This window comes from Shewanella fodinae, assembly GCF_014651955.1.
GTDB lineage: Bacteria > Pseudomonadota > Gammaproteobacteria > Enterobacterales > Shewanellaceae > Shewanella > Shewanella fodinae.
The window spans coordinates 108,235-122,343 of sequence record NZ_BMXW01000002.1 but is presented as its reverse complement, the minus strand read 5'-3'; the positions used below and the strand labels follow the sequence as shown (position 1 = coordinate 122,343).

Annotated in this window: 11 protein-coding genes; 9 read left to right on the top strand and 2 right to left on the bottom strand. The window is 45.6% G+C overall.

Features of this window, described 5'->3' with window-relative positions:
* The first annotated feature begins 1 nt into the window (after position 1).
* The 6 genes from rsxC (at position 2) to gloA (ending at position 6,092) form a co-directional block, all read left to right on the top strand.
* Positions 2-2,302, top strand: coding sequence for an electron transport complex subunit RsxC (gene rsxC / locus IE064_RS02715; protein WP_229799839.1), 2,301 nt, complete (start codon positions 2-4; stop codon positions 2,300-2,302).
* A 1-nt stretch (position 2,303) separates the two neighbouring features.
* Positions 2,304-3,353: an electron transport complex subunit RsxD gene (gene rsxD, locus IE064_RS02710; RefSeq protein WP_189616199.1), complete on the top strand. Its 1,050-nt coding sequence runs from the start codon at positions 2,304-2,306 to the stop codon at positions 3,351-3,353.
* A 10-nt stretch (positions 3,354-3,363) separates the two neighbouring features.
* A complete protein-coding gene (gene rsxG / locus IE064_RS02705; RefSeq protein WP_189616197.1) occupies positions 3,364-3,999 on the top strand; it encodes an electron transport complex subunit RsxG in 636 nt (211 codons plus the stop codon).
* On the top strand, positions 3,996-4,691 hold the full coding sequence (locus IE064_RS02700; RefSeq protein ID WP_189616195.1) for an electron transport complex subunit E: 696 nt from the start codon (positions 3,996-3,998) through the stop codon (positions 4,689-4,691). The genes rsxG and IE064_RS02700 overlap by 4 nt, the downstream gene beginning before the upstream one ends.
* Before the next feature lie 22 nt (positions 4,692-4,713).
* Positions 4,714-5,352, top strand: coding sequence for an endonuclease III (gene nth / locus IE064_RS02695; RefSeq protein ID WP_189616193.1), 639 nt, complete (start codon positions 4,714-4,716; stop codon positions 5,350-5,352).
* Between the two features lie 329 nt (positions 5,353-5,681).
* Positions 5,682-6,092 (top strand): lactoylglutathione lyase, encoded by a 411-nt coding sequence (gloA, locus tag IE064_RS02690; RefSeq protein ID WP_133040051.1) that lies wholly within the window; start codon positions 5,682-5,684, stop codon positions 6,090-6,092.
* A gap of 138 nt (positions 6,093-6,230) precedes the next feature.
* Here the strand turns inward: gloA and IE064_RS02685 are convergent, their stop codons facing one another.
* Positions 6,231-8,780, bottom strand: coding sequence for a TonB-dependent receptor (locus IE064_RS02685; protein ID WP_189616191.1), 2,550 nt, complete (start codon positions 8,778-8,780; stop codon positions 6,231-6,233).
* 648 nt (positions 8,781-9,428) lie between these two features.
* Positions 9,429-9,764, bottom strand: coding sequence for a Grx4 family monothiol glutaredoxin (locus IE064_RS02680; protein WP_133040053.1), 336 nt, complete (start codon positions 9,762-9,764; stop codon positions 9,429-9,431).
* A gap of 218 nt (positions 9,765-9,982) precedes the next feature.
* Here IE064_RS02680 and sodB point away from each other — a divergent pair, with 218 nt between their 5' ends.
* The 3 genes from sodB (at position 9,983) to IE064_RS02665 (ending at position 14,109) form a co-directional block, all read left to right on the top strand.
* Positions 9,983-10,564, top strand: a complete 582-nt coding sequence (gene sodB / locus IE064_RS02675; RefSeq protein ID WP_133040054.1) for a superoxide dismutase [Fe] — start codon at positions 9,983-9,985, stop codon at positions 10,562-10,564.
* A 287-nt stretch (positions 10,565-10,851) separates the two neighbouring features.
* Positions 10,852-12,786, top strand: a complete 1,935-nt coding sequence (locus IE064_RS02670) for a PrkA family serine protein kinase (protein WP_189616189.1) — start codon at positions 10,852-10,854, stop codon at positions 12,784-12,786.
* A gap of 54 nt (positions 12,787-12,840) precedes the next feature.
* Positions 12,841-14,109 carry a YeaH/YhbH family protein gene (locus IE064_RS02665; protein WP_189616187.1) on the top strand — a complete coding sequence of 423 codons (1,269 nt, stop codon included), beginning with the start codon at positions 12,841-12,843 and terminating at the stop codon, positions 14,107-14,109.

The following is a 14,109-nucleotide window of genomic DNA, read 5'->3' as shown; positions in this document are numbered from 1 at the left end:
ATTGAGCCTAACTGCATCCACTGAGCATACAGTCCTCTGGCCGCTGACAGGAGGTATTCATCCGCCAGAGATGAAACTGCTGTCTAATACCACGCCTATCCAGCGACTATTACCCGCGAATGAATATTTTTTGCCCTTACCACAAGTTGGCGAAACGGCCGTTCTGGCTATTAAACAAGGCCAACGAGTGTTAAAGGGACAGCCGCTTACGCGTGGAATTTCCGCCATGTATCTGGCGGTGCACGCCCCAACTTCCGGTACTATTGCCGCCATCGAACCAAGACCGAGTAACCACCCTTCAGCCCTACCCGTGCTGACCTGTGTTTTACAGTCTGATGGCCTTGATGAAGCGGTGAGTTTCACTGCGGCATCGGAGCCATTAAGCCATGAGCAAATACTGCAACGTATTCGTGATGCGGGGATCGCTGGCATGGGGGGCGCTATGTTTCCAAGCCACATCAAACTCAATCCTGCTAGCAAGATAAAACGGCTGATCATCAACGGTGTTGAATGTGAACCTTACATCACCGCAGACGACAGGTTGATGCGCGAGTATGCCAGTGACATTCTTAACGGTGTAGCGTTGATGCAGCAACTGCTGCAACCAGAAACCACTACTATTGCCATTGAGGACAATAAACCGGAAGCCGCACAAGCCATGAGACAAGCATTAGCGGCCTCGACCTTGCCCCAATGCAGCATTCAAGTGATTCCGACTAAATATCCCTCTGGTGGCGAAAAACAACTGATCCAGATCCTTACCGGTCAGGAAGTGCCGTCCGGTGCAATCCCCGCGCATTTAGGTATTGTGGTGCAAAATGTCGGAACTGCGTTTGCCATTCAACAAGCCGTTTATCAAGGAGTACCGTTGCTTGAGCGCGTGATAACCGTCACGGGGAGCAATATTGAGAAGCCTGGCAATTATTGGGTATCTGTAGGAACGCCCATTCGCCATATTCTTGAACAGACAGGTTTTAAGGCCACGCCTGACAGCAAAGTGATCGTTGGTGGGCCGATGATGGGTTACACCCTGTCAACAGTTGATGTTCCAGTACTCAAGGGCAGCAACTGTCTGTTATTACCACAAGCGCAGGAACTCGCGGATGCGCCGCAGGAGCGCTCCTGTATCCGCTGTGGTGAATGTGCACAGGTGTGCCCGGTATCATTGTTACCACAACAGTTGTATTGGCACGCCAAAGCTGCTGAATATGATAAGGCAGAGAATTTCCATCTGCAGGACTGCATCGAATGTGGTTGCTGCAGTTATGTCTGCCCGTCCGATATTCCATTAGTGCAGTATTATCGCGTGGCCAAGGCGGCGATCCGCAAAACTCGCGAAGAAAAATTACACGCTGAACACGCCAAAATGCGTTTTGAAGCACGCAGCTTACGTATGGAGCAAGAAAAACTGGAGCGCGAAGCTAAAGCTCGGGAAGCCGCGGAAAAACGCAAAAGCGCCATGTCAGGAAATGAAAAAGACGCCGTGGCTGCAGCGCTTGCGCGAGTAAAAGCCAAACAAGCGGCGCAGGGGGCGGTAGAAGAGTCACCCGCACCAACAACTGCAGATAGTAAGGCCACTATTGCTGCTGCGGTGAGCGGAATAAAAGCGCAAAATCAAGAAACCAGCGGCTCAAATGTCACTAATCAGGAAGACAAAAAAGCCGCTATTGCTGCAGCGATAGCTAGGGCTAAAGCCAAAAAAATCGCAGCTACTCCAACGTTGACCGAAACGCTAACGGCGTCCGCTCCGGCCCAAGCAGCAGACAAAAAAGCTAAAGTGGCTGCGGCGATCGCCAGCGCCAAGGCCAAGAGAACTCAAGCCGCAGACACGCCTAACACCGAGGCCCAACTTTCTGCACCCAATGCCACCGATAAACAAGCCATGATAGCTGCCGCCGTAGCGAAAGCGAAGGCGCGAAAAGCAGCTGTTGAGAACACTTCAGCGGAAGTAGATAACGCCGCGGTGACAGTAGAAGCTTCCTCAGCACCAACAACGCTTACTGAAAGCACTACTGATGCGGCCCAAAAAGCCAGAATTGCCGCGGCCGTTGCTAAAGCTAAAGCCAAGAAAGCGTCATCAGCTACTGCAACCGAAGCGCCAGAAAAGACCACAGCCGCAAGCACAATCGCTGCTGCAGCAAAGCAGCACACTGAGGGCAACATGCCTGAAACCGTTAATACAGACGGTGATACTCATGCGTCGGTGTCATTGAGTGATGATAAAAAAGCCCGCGTGGTGGCGGCTGTAGCGAAAGCCAAACAAAAGGCTCGTGAACGTGCTCGTGAGCAGGAGAATAACTGATATGGCGTTCAAAATTGCATCGTCCCCCCATATTAACCGCCAATTACAAACAAGTACGGTAATGCAACGGGTTCTGCTATGTGCCATGCCGGCACTGGTAGTGCAATGTGCATTTTTTGGCTGGGGCACATTGATCCAGGTGATACTGGCCATGACCGTCGCCATGTGTGCTGAAGCGTTGATTATGCAACTACGCCAACGCCCGGTTATCCATACAATTTCTGACAACAGTGCGCTATTAACCGCATTTTTGCTGGGTGTCGCCATTCCGCCTTTGGCACCTTGGTGGCTGATATTGATAGGTACCGCATTCGCCATTGTCATAGTCAAACAGTTATATGGTGGTCTGGGACAGAATTTGTTCAACCCAGCCATGGCGGCCTATGTGTTACTACTGATTGCCTTTCCAGTACAGATGACCAGTTGGGTGGCGCCGATCACTGCCGCGCAGCACTCAGTAAGTTTTCTCGACACCTTACACATTATTTTCAGCAGTTCACAAATCGCCGTCGCAGATACCTACCGACTTGGCATCGATGGCACCACGATGGCAACGCCGCTCGATACATTGAAGACAGATCTGCATTCAGGTATCACAACCGCGGATAGTCTGCAAAAACTTATTTTTAACGGTTGGGCGGGCAAAGGCTGGTTCTGGGTGAATTTGACCTATCTGGCTGGCGGCCTAATGATGCTGCGGCTTAAATTGATCCGTTGGCATATCAGTGCCGGGGTACTCGGCGCGCTCTTTATCTGTTCTGCTGTTGCTTGGGCTTGGGAGCCATTGACACATGTCAGTCCATTGATGCAGCTGTTTTCCGGTGCCACGATGGTGGGCGCATTTTTTATCGCCACCGATCCGGTTACTGCGGCCACCAGTAATAGGGGCCGACTGCTATTTGGTGCCATCATCGGTGTGCTGGTATATCTCATTCGTAGCTTTGGTGGCTATCCCGATGCTTTTGCTTTTGCAGTATTACTGGCCAACATCAGCGCACCACTGATTGATTATTACATCAAGCCACGTACATACGGTCACTTACGGGGTTGAGGAACTCATCTTGCAAAATACAATGTTGAGAAATGGACTGCTGCTGGGTTTGTTTGCGCTGATCTGTACTGCGCTGGTGGCTGCCGTCAATCTGATGACCCAACAGACCATTGCTGAACAGCAACGACTGCAGTTGCTGAAAGTATTGCACCAAATTATTCCTGATGCGATACATGACAATGATTTAGCCCAAACCTGCACCCTGCTACACGCCCCGGAGAGTCTCGGAACCCGTCGAGCCCTTCCCGCCTATATCGCCATGAAAAATGGGCAGGCGGTCGCAATTGCTATTGAAGCGGTAGCCCCAGATGGTTACAACGGTGAAATTCAGCTAATTGTGGGTGTACGCAATGATGGCACAGTATTAGGAGTCCAGACCCTATCGCAGCAGGAAACTCCGGGGCTGGGCGATAAAATCGATAGCCGCAAATCAGACTGGCTGAAGCACTTTGTCGGAAAAGTCTTTGACAGCAGTAACGATAAGAGTTGGTATGTCAAGAAAGATGGTGGGGATATCGATCAGTTTACTGGAGCCACAATCACCCCCAGAGCCTATACCAAGGCACTGAGAAAGGCGCTTAGCTACTTTGAAAAGAATCAACAGATGATCTACCAGCAACCCATGAATTGTGAGGCGAATCAATGAGCCAATATCGAGAAATCGCTTGGCAGGGATTATGGAAAAACAATCCGGGGCTGGTACAGCTACTAGGCCTCTGTCCGTTACTTGCCGTCACAGCTACCTTGACCAATGCTATCGGGCTTGGGGTTGCAACCATGGCAGTATTAATTGGTTCAAATATACTGGTTTCCCTGGTAAGGGACTATGTCCCTAAAGAGATCCGTATTCCGGTATTCGTCATGATCATTGCGGCGTTAGTAACTGCAGTGCAACTACTGGTTAATGCTTATGCATATGGCTTATATCTGTCGCTGGGGATTTTCCTGCCGCTGATTGTGACTAACTGCATTATTATCGGCCGCGCTGAAGCCTTCGCCTCGCGGAACAATCCGTTGAAAGCCGCGTTTGACGGTTTAATGATGGGAATGGGATTTACTTTGGTACTGATGGTATTAGGTGCTGTGAGGGAAATACTTGGGCAGGGAACACTGTTTGATGGTGCCGACCAACTGCTTGGCAGTTGGGCCAGCGTACTGCGCTTAGAAGTCTGGCAAGTAAACACGCCTTTCTTACTGGCGATGCTACCTCCAGGCGCGTTTTTTGGTGTAGGTCTGCTGATTGCACTGAAGAATGTGATCGATAAAAAGCTAGCATCCCGTAAAACCCAAGTCACAGAAACAACCGTCCAGCGTGTGCGTGTCACCAAGGTGAACTAATCCTCTCAGTGAAGGACCAACTGTGAATAATGCTAAAAGAATAGAGATCCTTAAACGCCTTAGAGATCATAACCCTCACCCTAAAACTGAATTGCACTATAGCAGTCCATTTGAGTTATTGGTGGCAGTTACATTATCAGCCCAGGCCACGGATGTGAGTGTCAATAAAGCCACCGCTAAACTATTTCCGGTAGCCAATACCCCACAAGCCATAGTGAATTTAGGCGTTGAAGGCCTCAAACACTTTATCAAGACGATTGGTCTGTACAATAACAAAGCCGTTAATGTCGTTGCACTGTCACAGAAATTACTGGATGAGTATCAAGGACAAGTGCCCGAGGACCGGGAGGCATTGGAATCACTGCCAGGTGTAGGGCGAAAAACCGCGAACGTGGTGCTTAACACCGCATTTGGCTGGCCTACCATTGCGGTTGACACTCATATTTTCCGGGTTAGCAACCGTACCAATTTTGCCCCAGGGAAAAACGTGCAACAGGTGGAAGATAAGTTACTGAAAGTTGTTCCTGCCGAATTTAAAGTCGATGTTCATCACTGGCTTATTCTGCATGGACGCTATACCTGTATCGCTCGAAAACCCAGATGTGGCAGCTGTATTATTGAAGATCTCTGTGAATTTAAAGAGAAAGTTTATCCAGAATAAAAAGCCGCCTCTTGGGGCGGCCTTAACCGAAAATATAATCGCCAGTGAAAAGGGATTACACTTCTTCAGAACATTTGCGCGATAAGAGCAGCAAATACTAGCGCGATAACACAAGTTGTTCCCAAAGCCATTTTTAATTCTGTGGTCATTGTTATCTCCCTAAGTGAATACCGACCTCATTATTGATGATATGGCAATAATTTCAACATCAGGTGACTTAATATGTGACCTAGCAAACATCCACACAGTTATGCAAGTGATCGTTAACACATTTTGGTAAATTAGCTTTGTAGTTAAACTACAAAGCCATAAGTAATTGAGAGGTAAGTATGTCGCAGGTTTTACACACAATGATCCGCGTTGGTAATTTGGAACGCAGTATTGAATTTTACACCAAAGTAATGGGAATGAAGCTACTGCGCCAATCAGAAAATCCACAATACAAATACAGCCTGGCTTTTGTTGGTTTTGATGAAGAAAGCAAGGGAGCCGCAGTGATTGAACTCACCTATAACTGGGGCACAGAAAAATATGATATGGGTAACGCCTTTGGCCATATCGCGATTGGTGAAAAGGATATTTATAGTCGCTGTGAAGCCATTGCAGCCGCAGGAGGGAAAGTGACCCGAGCGCCTGGTCCTGTAGCCGGTGGGCGCACAGAAATAGCATTCGTAGAAGATCCTGATGGCTATAAAATTGAGCTAATTCAGATGCGTTCTGCCGAAAAAGGTTTAGGCTAATCCCCATACCTTTTCCATGCAGCTCTCTATTTGCGAGCCTATATTTCAGTAGCTAGTCCTGAAATACATTGCATTTATTTCCGCCATAAAAAAGCCCTCTTAACGAGGGCTTTTTAGATTATAGGACTCCGCGAACTATCAGAACTTGTAGCTTACACTACCGTATATCTGACGACCGACAACATCGTAAACCTGTGGAGAAGTACCACCATCACTACCGTTAGAAACGTATGATGGTTTCTCATCAGTGAAGTTCTTAACGCCAGCAGATAAACTCAAGCTATCAGTCAAGTGATAAGTACCCACAATGTTGTGGTATAGCACTGAATCAGCTTTGCTACCATCATTTAGATTATAGTCACGCATACTGCTGATATAGCGATTGTAGTACATGACATTCCACGCATCCTGGCCTGCGGTGATGGTGAAGTTATTACGCCACTTAGCGTAGCCTCCCATATTACCATCGACATAATCAGAATAATCAATGCCATCTTCAATATGCTTGATCAGATAAGTAGCATCGTTATTGATACTCCAGTCCAGCCCCAATCCAGAGAATTTATAAGCAACGTTAATATCAACACCACTAGTTTGAACTTTACCAACGTTAGTGAGCGCAGCAGTCAGATTTGTTAAGTCACCGTCTGCAGTCACATTGATAACAGCACAAGCCGCGGCATCACCATCATGACAAGCATCTAAGTTAGCCTGAACATCAACACGGCTAATTGCGTCAGTAATATTGAACTTCCAATAATCAATGGTGGTAGAGAAACCGTCAAGGAAGCTTGGTGAGTATACAATACCCGCGGTATAAGACTCAGATTCCTCCGGCTTCAGATTTTTATCTGATGTGCGGTTAACAAGCAACTGCGCATCTAATGCGTTGCCCCATGGGTCATCCAGGTAGTCATATGAGCCTGAATTACCACCAAACAGTTCGCTGATGTTAGGTGCACGGAAACCAGTAGCCACCACACCGCGCAGCATGAGATCCTCAGTTACACGATATGTTAAACCTACTTTCCAGGTTGACGCTTTACCAAAAGTATCATATTCGTCGTAACGCCATGCAAAATCACCTGTCAGTTTCTCGGTGAATGGCACACTCACTTCCTGGAAGAAAGAAATTACATCGTAATGACCTTTGGTAGGATCCTGCTGTGCTGCTGTACTATCGCCAGCAACGATGATCGGGTCTGGTGTATAGTAGCCCTCTTCATAGCGATACTCGGCACCAAAAGCAAAACTAACTGCGCCAGCACTTAACTGGAACAGATCACCACTCAGGTTAGCCTGGACATCATGCTGTTCGTTACCACCGTGGTTAGTTTCCATATAGCTGATTGCGTCGATATCTTCAGCAGGAATACTACCGCCATAGAACCAAGCATCTTGATTTGCATAGATGGAGTTTGCCATCCAAGTTGCATTAATGGAGTTCTCAGTACCTGTAGTAGCTTTGTTTTTACCATAAGTATATGAAACATCCCAATTCAAACCGTTTCCGGCTTCCAAATACCCCTGTAACCCCAAAGAGGCACGGTAGGTATCTGTGTCCTGAGTATAAATACGAGGACCTACATCGTTGGTTCTACGACGATATTCAACGGTTCCATCATCAAATGCTGTAATACCTGCCGCAGTCATCGCAGAATCAAGAGTAATACAGTTTTCTGTTTTTGTAGCGTTACAAACATCAAGCATAATGTCAGCTGGCTGAGCCGCCATCTGCTGATGAGATTTACGTTTGGTGTATAACAGGTCACCTGTTAGCACCAAATCATTCCCCAGTTCCTGAGTCATATTAGCAAAAACGCTATAACGCTTGGATGGAGTCTGATAATAACTGTCTTTTGTATAATCATAACCGTAGGTACGATCTATCCAGTTACCATTCGCATCAACAACTTTACCAGCTTTGATGCCATCACCCCACAAAGCACCTTCTGGGACGAAAGAACTGGAGCCATTCTCAGTCCAATCGCGATCAGCTTGAATAACGCCATTACGTTTTGAATACGCTGCACCAACAGTGTAATTACCACCATTATTGGTATTAAACCCATACAGAGCATTCAACTCATAAGTCTGACCATCACCTTTATCGGTAGAGGATGACTTAGCATCGAATTGGAAACCTTCAAAATCTTTCTTGGTAATGATGTTAACAACGCCTGCGATAGCGTCAGAGCCATACACAGCAGAGGCGCCATCTTTCAGAATTTCAACACGTTGAATCATTGCTACAGGAATGGCATTCAAGTCTACTGCGCTGTCTGCACCAGAACCTGAGTTCACCATACGCCGACCATTTAACAATACCAATGTGCGGTTTGCTCCCATACCACGTAAGTCTACCTGAGCAATCCCATCGGCGCCGTTATTGGTTGTAGAGCCAATTGGCGCACCCGCCATAGAGGTCTGGTCTTGCAGCAATTGGTCAACAGAAGCATAACCCTGTGCCACAATGGTATCTGCACTAATAGATGTAACAGGAGATGCAGATTCCATATCCTGACGTTTAATACGCGAACCTGTAACCTCAATACGTTCAACATCACTAGTTTTAGCAGCGGACTTATCCGCAGCAGGTGCGGCATGTACAACGCCAAAGGAACCTGCGGACACAGCAGCAATCAGAGACAATCTGACAGCTGAAGCTATTTTATTAGTTTTAAGCATTCAAAACTCCCTTACTTCCTGGTTTTTTACGGCCGATTTTTATATTTATTCACGCCTGAGACTCAGGCCGAGTGAAGATACTGTCGCCAACTAAACGTGGCGTCAATCTTCTATTTTAAAATTGTAGTAACACGTATTGTTTTTAAATTGTAATTAAAAATTATATTTTTTGTAAAAAAATGATATGCACAGCCTATTAAAGATAAGAAAAAATCAATTATTGGCTTTTTATTGAACAATTTTATTATTATGATATGTAAATAAAGGTAATTTTTTTAACATTCAAAACTGATATTTTTGTGATCTTAATCACAAAAATATCAGATACTCCACAGTCCTTCTATAACATATGGCTGCCAGTACTGATAAGACTTTGACTCCTAGCTACTAAAAAATGATATCAATTTGTTAAATAGTTTTCACGAAATGTGTTGATGTTTAATTATTGATGCATCAATAGGGTAATTAATTTATTTCCCAGAACGATAATTGTATTAACAAACATAAACAAAATTTAATTTTAACAATTCATTTCTTAGTATGAATTTTAACCATAAACAGACTTATGGATAATGCTGAGAATTGACGGTGACTAGAAATATTGAATAAAAAAACCGCTATTTGCGGTTTTTTTATTCTTTTATCAGTTTATTCTTCGTCTTTACGATATTTATCTGCGGTTTCTTTAATCAAAGTTTGCAACTCGCCCTTCTGGTACATCTCTGTGACAATGTCACATCCGCCGATCAGCTCACCTTCGACCCACAACTGTGGGAAAGTCGGCCAATTTGCATATTTAGGCAACTCAGCACGGATGTCAGGATGCTGTAGGATATCCACAAAAGCAAACTGCTCACCGAGATTGATCATAATTTGAGCCACTTGAGAAGAAAATCCGCAGCTTGGCAGTTTAGGCGAGCCCTTCATGTAAAGAATAATCGGGTTTTCAGCAAGTTGACGCTTAATTTTTTCAACAGTATCCATTTTAGTTCCTGAGTAATGGTGCTAGTAATTGCCTATTGTACGTCAGTCCCTATGGCAACAAAAACACAGTAAAAGTATGGTTTTTAGATGCATAACATCTAATGAAATGCAACCATAATATTATGGTTAAACAATGATGCACTTCACAAATTTTATCAGTACAATAGAGCCAGTGAGCATGTTCAAGAATGATAAACCAAGTCAATGGAGAGATAACAATGGCTTTCGAATTACCTGCATTACCTTATGCAAAAGACGCATTGGAACCCCATATATCACAGGAAACCATAGAGTATCACTACGGCAAACATCACAATACTTATGTGGTGAACCTCAATAAGCTGATAGCTGGAACTGAAAATGAAGGCAAATCGCTAGAAGCGATTATCAAGTCTTCTTCAGGAGGGGTGTTCAATAATGCCGCTCAGGTGTGGAATCATACTTTTTACTGGAATTGCCTAGCGCCTAATGCTGGCGGGGAAGCAACTGGTGCTATTGCTGATGCAATTGCAGCAACATTCGGTTCTTTTGAGGCGTTTAAAGAAGAATTTACTAAGAGTGCTACAGGCAACTTTGGTTCAGGATGGACTTGGCTGGTGAAAAAGGCTGATGGTTCTTTAGCCATTCAGAATACTTCCAATGCTGGCTGCCCACTGACCGATGGAGTAACCCCCTTATTAACAGTTGATGTATGGGAACATGCCTATTACATCGACTATCGTAATGCTCGACCCAATTATTTGTCCCATTATTGGGAATTGATTAACTGGGACTTTGTAAATAAGAATTTCGCCGCTTAAGTTTCAGCGCTTGTAAAAAGGAGCCTTTCAAGGCTCCTTTTTTATTGCCCAAAATCCTTTATCAGCTCTTTTCGTCGTGCGACTGTTTTTTCGGCTAAAAACTGTTATTTCATAGTGTTAGCAACATTGTCGCAACAACTGCAAATATTGCTTTTGCAACTATTTCTCTTTGTTTTAGTTATGTTTTTTTGACAACACCCACAAAATAGTGTCTAAGATTAAGTGTAGGTCACTACATAACCAGAGTTTCCATCCAGAGATAAGCTTGGTGCTTCAGGGGGTTTAAGATGGGTATATTCGAGCATTATCAGCAGCGCTACGAGAAGAAACTCGAGGAAGAATTCACACTTCAGGAGTTTCTCGACCTCTGTAAAAAAGATCGCACGGCTTACGCCTCAGCGGCTGAACGATTACTTATCGCTATTGGTGAGCCGGAAGTCATTGATACATCAAAAAATCCGGTATTGAGTCGGATTTTCTCAAACCGAGTCATCTCGCGCTATCCGGCTTTTAAGGATTTCTTCGGCATGGAGGAGTCTATTGAACAAATCGTTTCCTATTTACGCCACTCTGCACAAGGGTTGGAAGAATCAAAACAGATCCTATACCTGTTGGGACCTGTCGGCGGTGGTAAGTCGTCGTTAGCTGAGAAGCTCAAAGCCCTGATGCAACAGGTTCCCGTTTATGTGCTGACAGCCAACGGTGAACGCAGCCCGGTGAACGATCATCCGTTCAGTCTGTTTGACCCAGAAGAAGATGGCAAGTTGCTGCAACAAGAATACCAAATTCCGCTCCGCTATCTGAAAACTATCATGTCTCCTTGGGCGGTTAAGCGCTTACATGAATTTGGCGGCGATATTTCCAAATTCCGAGTGGTAAAAGTATTTCCCTCAGTATTAGATCAAGTGGCAATCGCAAAAACTGAGCCGGGCGACGAGAATAACCAGGATATTTCATCACTGGTGGGTAAGGTCGATATTCGTAAACTTGAGCATTATGCACAAAACGATGCCGATGCTTACGCCTATTCTGGCGCGCTATGCCGTGCTAACCAAGGGCTGATGGAGTTTGTGGAGATGTTTAAAGCGCCAATCAAGGTGCTGCATCCCCTGTTGACGGCTACCCAAGAAGGGAATTACAACGGCACAGAGGGGCTCTCCGCCCTGCCCTTCAGCGGCATCATTCTGGCGCATTCCAATGAGTCAGAATGGAGTGCATTCCGTAACAACAAAAACAATGAAGCATTTCTTGACCGTGTATACATTGTCAAAGTGCCTTATTGTTTGCGCGTGTCAGAAGAGATCCACATCTATGAAAAACTCATTGCCAATTCCGAATTGGCACATGCCCCCTGCTCACCCAGTACCTTAGAAACACTGGCACAGTTTAGCGTGTTATCAAGAATTAAGGCCCCAGAGAACTCTTCTATTTATTCGAAGATGCGGGTTTATAACGGTGAGAGCCTTAAAGATACGGATCCCAAAGCCAAGTCATATCAGGAATACCGCGATTACGCTGGGGTTGATGAAGGGATGGAAGGATTGTCGACTCGCTTTGCCTTCAAGATCCTCTCTAAAGTATTCAACTTTGACCGCACAGAGATAGCCGCCAATCCGGTGCATTTATTCTATGTGTTGGAAAAACAGATTGAACAGGAGCAGTTCCCCAACGATACCGCCGATCGTTATTTGGAATTTTTAAAAGGCTATTTAATCCCTAAATATGTGGAATTTATCGGGAAAGAGATCCAGACGGCCTACCTCGAGTCCTACTCTGAATATGGCCAGAACATCTTTGACCGCTACGTTACCTACGCTGATTTTTGGATCCAAGATCAGGAATATCGTGATCCGGAAACCGGCCAATTATTCGATCGTGCGGCACTGAATGCCGAGCTGGAAAAAATTGAAAAGCCGGCGGGGATCAGCAATCCCAAAGATTTTCGTAATGAGATCGTGAACTTCGTACTGCGTGCCCGCGCCAACAACGATGGCAATAATCCCACTTGGACGAGTTACGAGAAACTACGCACAGTGATAGAAAAGAAAATGTTTTCTAACACCGAAGACCTGTTGCCGGTCATTTCCTTTAATACCAAGACCTCGACAGAAGATCAGCGGAAGCATGATGACTTTGTCAGTCGCATGATGGAGAAAGGCTACACCAAAAAACAGGTACGGCTGCTATCTGAATGGTACCTGAGGGTAAGAAAATCCTCGTAGTCCGATGGCGGGGTCGCCATGTGGAGGCCCCGGTTCTTACTTTGGGAGGTGCTTATGGCAAATTTCATCGACAGGCGGTTAAATGCCAAAGGTAAAAGTACTGTTAACCGCCAGCGTTTTATCAACCGCTATAAACAGCAGATAAAGAAAGCGGTAAGTGATGCAGTCACCCGGCGCAGTGTTACCGACATTGATAAAGGCGAGAAAATTAGTATTCCAACGCGGGATATTAGCGAACCTATATTTCATCAAGGCCAAGGCGGTGTTCGTGAGCGGGTACACCCCGGCAATGACCAATTTACCCGTGGTGATAAGATTGAACGACCACCCGCAGGTGGCGGCGGTGGCAGCGGCTCGGGTGAGGCATCAGACAGCGGCGAAGGTCAGGATGACTTTGTGTTTCAGATCTCCAAGGACGAGTATCTGGAGCTATTGTTTGAAGATTTGGAACTGCCAAATCTCCAGAAAAATCGCCTCAATAAATTAGTGGAATATCAAACCTATCGTGCAGGTTACACCACTGATGGCGTGCCCACCAATATCAACATAGTACGCTCTCTACGCTCATCTCTGGCTCGGCGTACCGCCATGACTGCAGGCAAAAAGCGTGAGCTACATGCACTTGAACAAGAATTAACGGAGTTACAAAACACAGTAGGAGCCAGCGCCGACCGCATACTAGCGCTTAAGGATCAGATAGAAGAACTGAAACAGAAAATTAAAAAAGTTCCGTTTATTGATACCTTTGATTTGCGGTTCAACAATTTTGCTAAACGGGAAATCCCCACCAGCCAAGCGGTGATGTTTTGCTTAATGGATGTGTCTGGGTCTATGGATCAGGCTACCAAAGATATGGCGAAACGCTTCTACATTTTGTTATACCTGTTTCTAACACGTACCTACAAAAACCTCGAAGTCGTCTATATCCGCCATCACACCCAGGCAAAGGAAGTAGACGAACACGAATTTTTCTACTCTCAGGAAACCGGTGGCACAATCGTTTCCAGTGCCTTAAAGCTGATGCATGAAATTCAGCAAAAACGTTATCCTGCTGAGGAATGGAATATATATGTTGCACAGGCTTCTGATGGCGACAACTGGGCGGATGACTCCCCGTTGTGCTATCAGCTTCTAGAAAAGCAGATCCTGCCGTTTGTACGCTACTTTTCCTATATTGAAATCACTAATCGCGCACACCAGACGCTATGGCGGGAGTATGAACAACTCACTGAAAATTTTGACAATATGGCGGTCCGAAATATTCGTCAGGTAGAAGATATCTATCCGGTATTTCGCGAATTGTTCAAGAAGCAAGCAGTTTAA

Bases quoted from the DNA above. Each gene is read 5' to 3' on its own strand.
- rsxD (WP_189616199.1), top strand. From the start codon at position 2,304: ATGGCGTTCAAAATTGCATCGTCCCCCCATATTAACCGCCAATTACAA.
- IE064_RS02700 (WP_189616195.1), top strand. From the start codon at position 3,996: ATGAGCCAATATCGAGAAATCGCTTGGCAGGGATTATGGAAAAACAAT.
- gloA (WP_133040051.1), top strand. From the start codon at position 5,682: ATGTCGCAGGTTTTACACACAATGATCCGCGTTGGTAATTTGGAACGC.
- IE064_RS02685 (WP_189616191.1), bottom strand. From the start codon at position 8,780: ATGCTTAAAACTAATAAAATAGCTTCAGCTGTCAGATTGTCTCTGATT.
- IE064_RS02680 (WP_133040053.1), bottom strand. From the start codon at position 9,764: ATGGATACTGTTGAAAAAATTAAGCGTCAACTTGCTGAAAACCCGATT.
- sodB (WP_133040054.1), top strand. From the start codon at position 9,983: ATGGCTTTCGAATTACCTGCATTACCTTATGCAAAAGACGCATTGGAA.
- IE064_RS02670 (WP_189616189.1), top strand. From the start codon at position 10,852: ATGGGTATATTCGAGCATTATCAGCAGCGCTACGAGAAGAAACTCGAG.
- IE064_RS02665 (WP_189616187.1), top strand. From the start codon at position 12,841: ATGGCAAATTTCATCGACAGGCGGTTAAATGCCAAAGGTAAAAGTACT.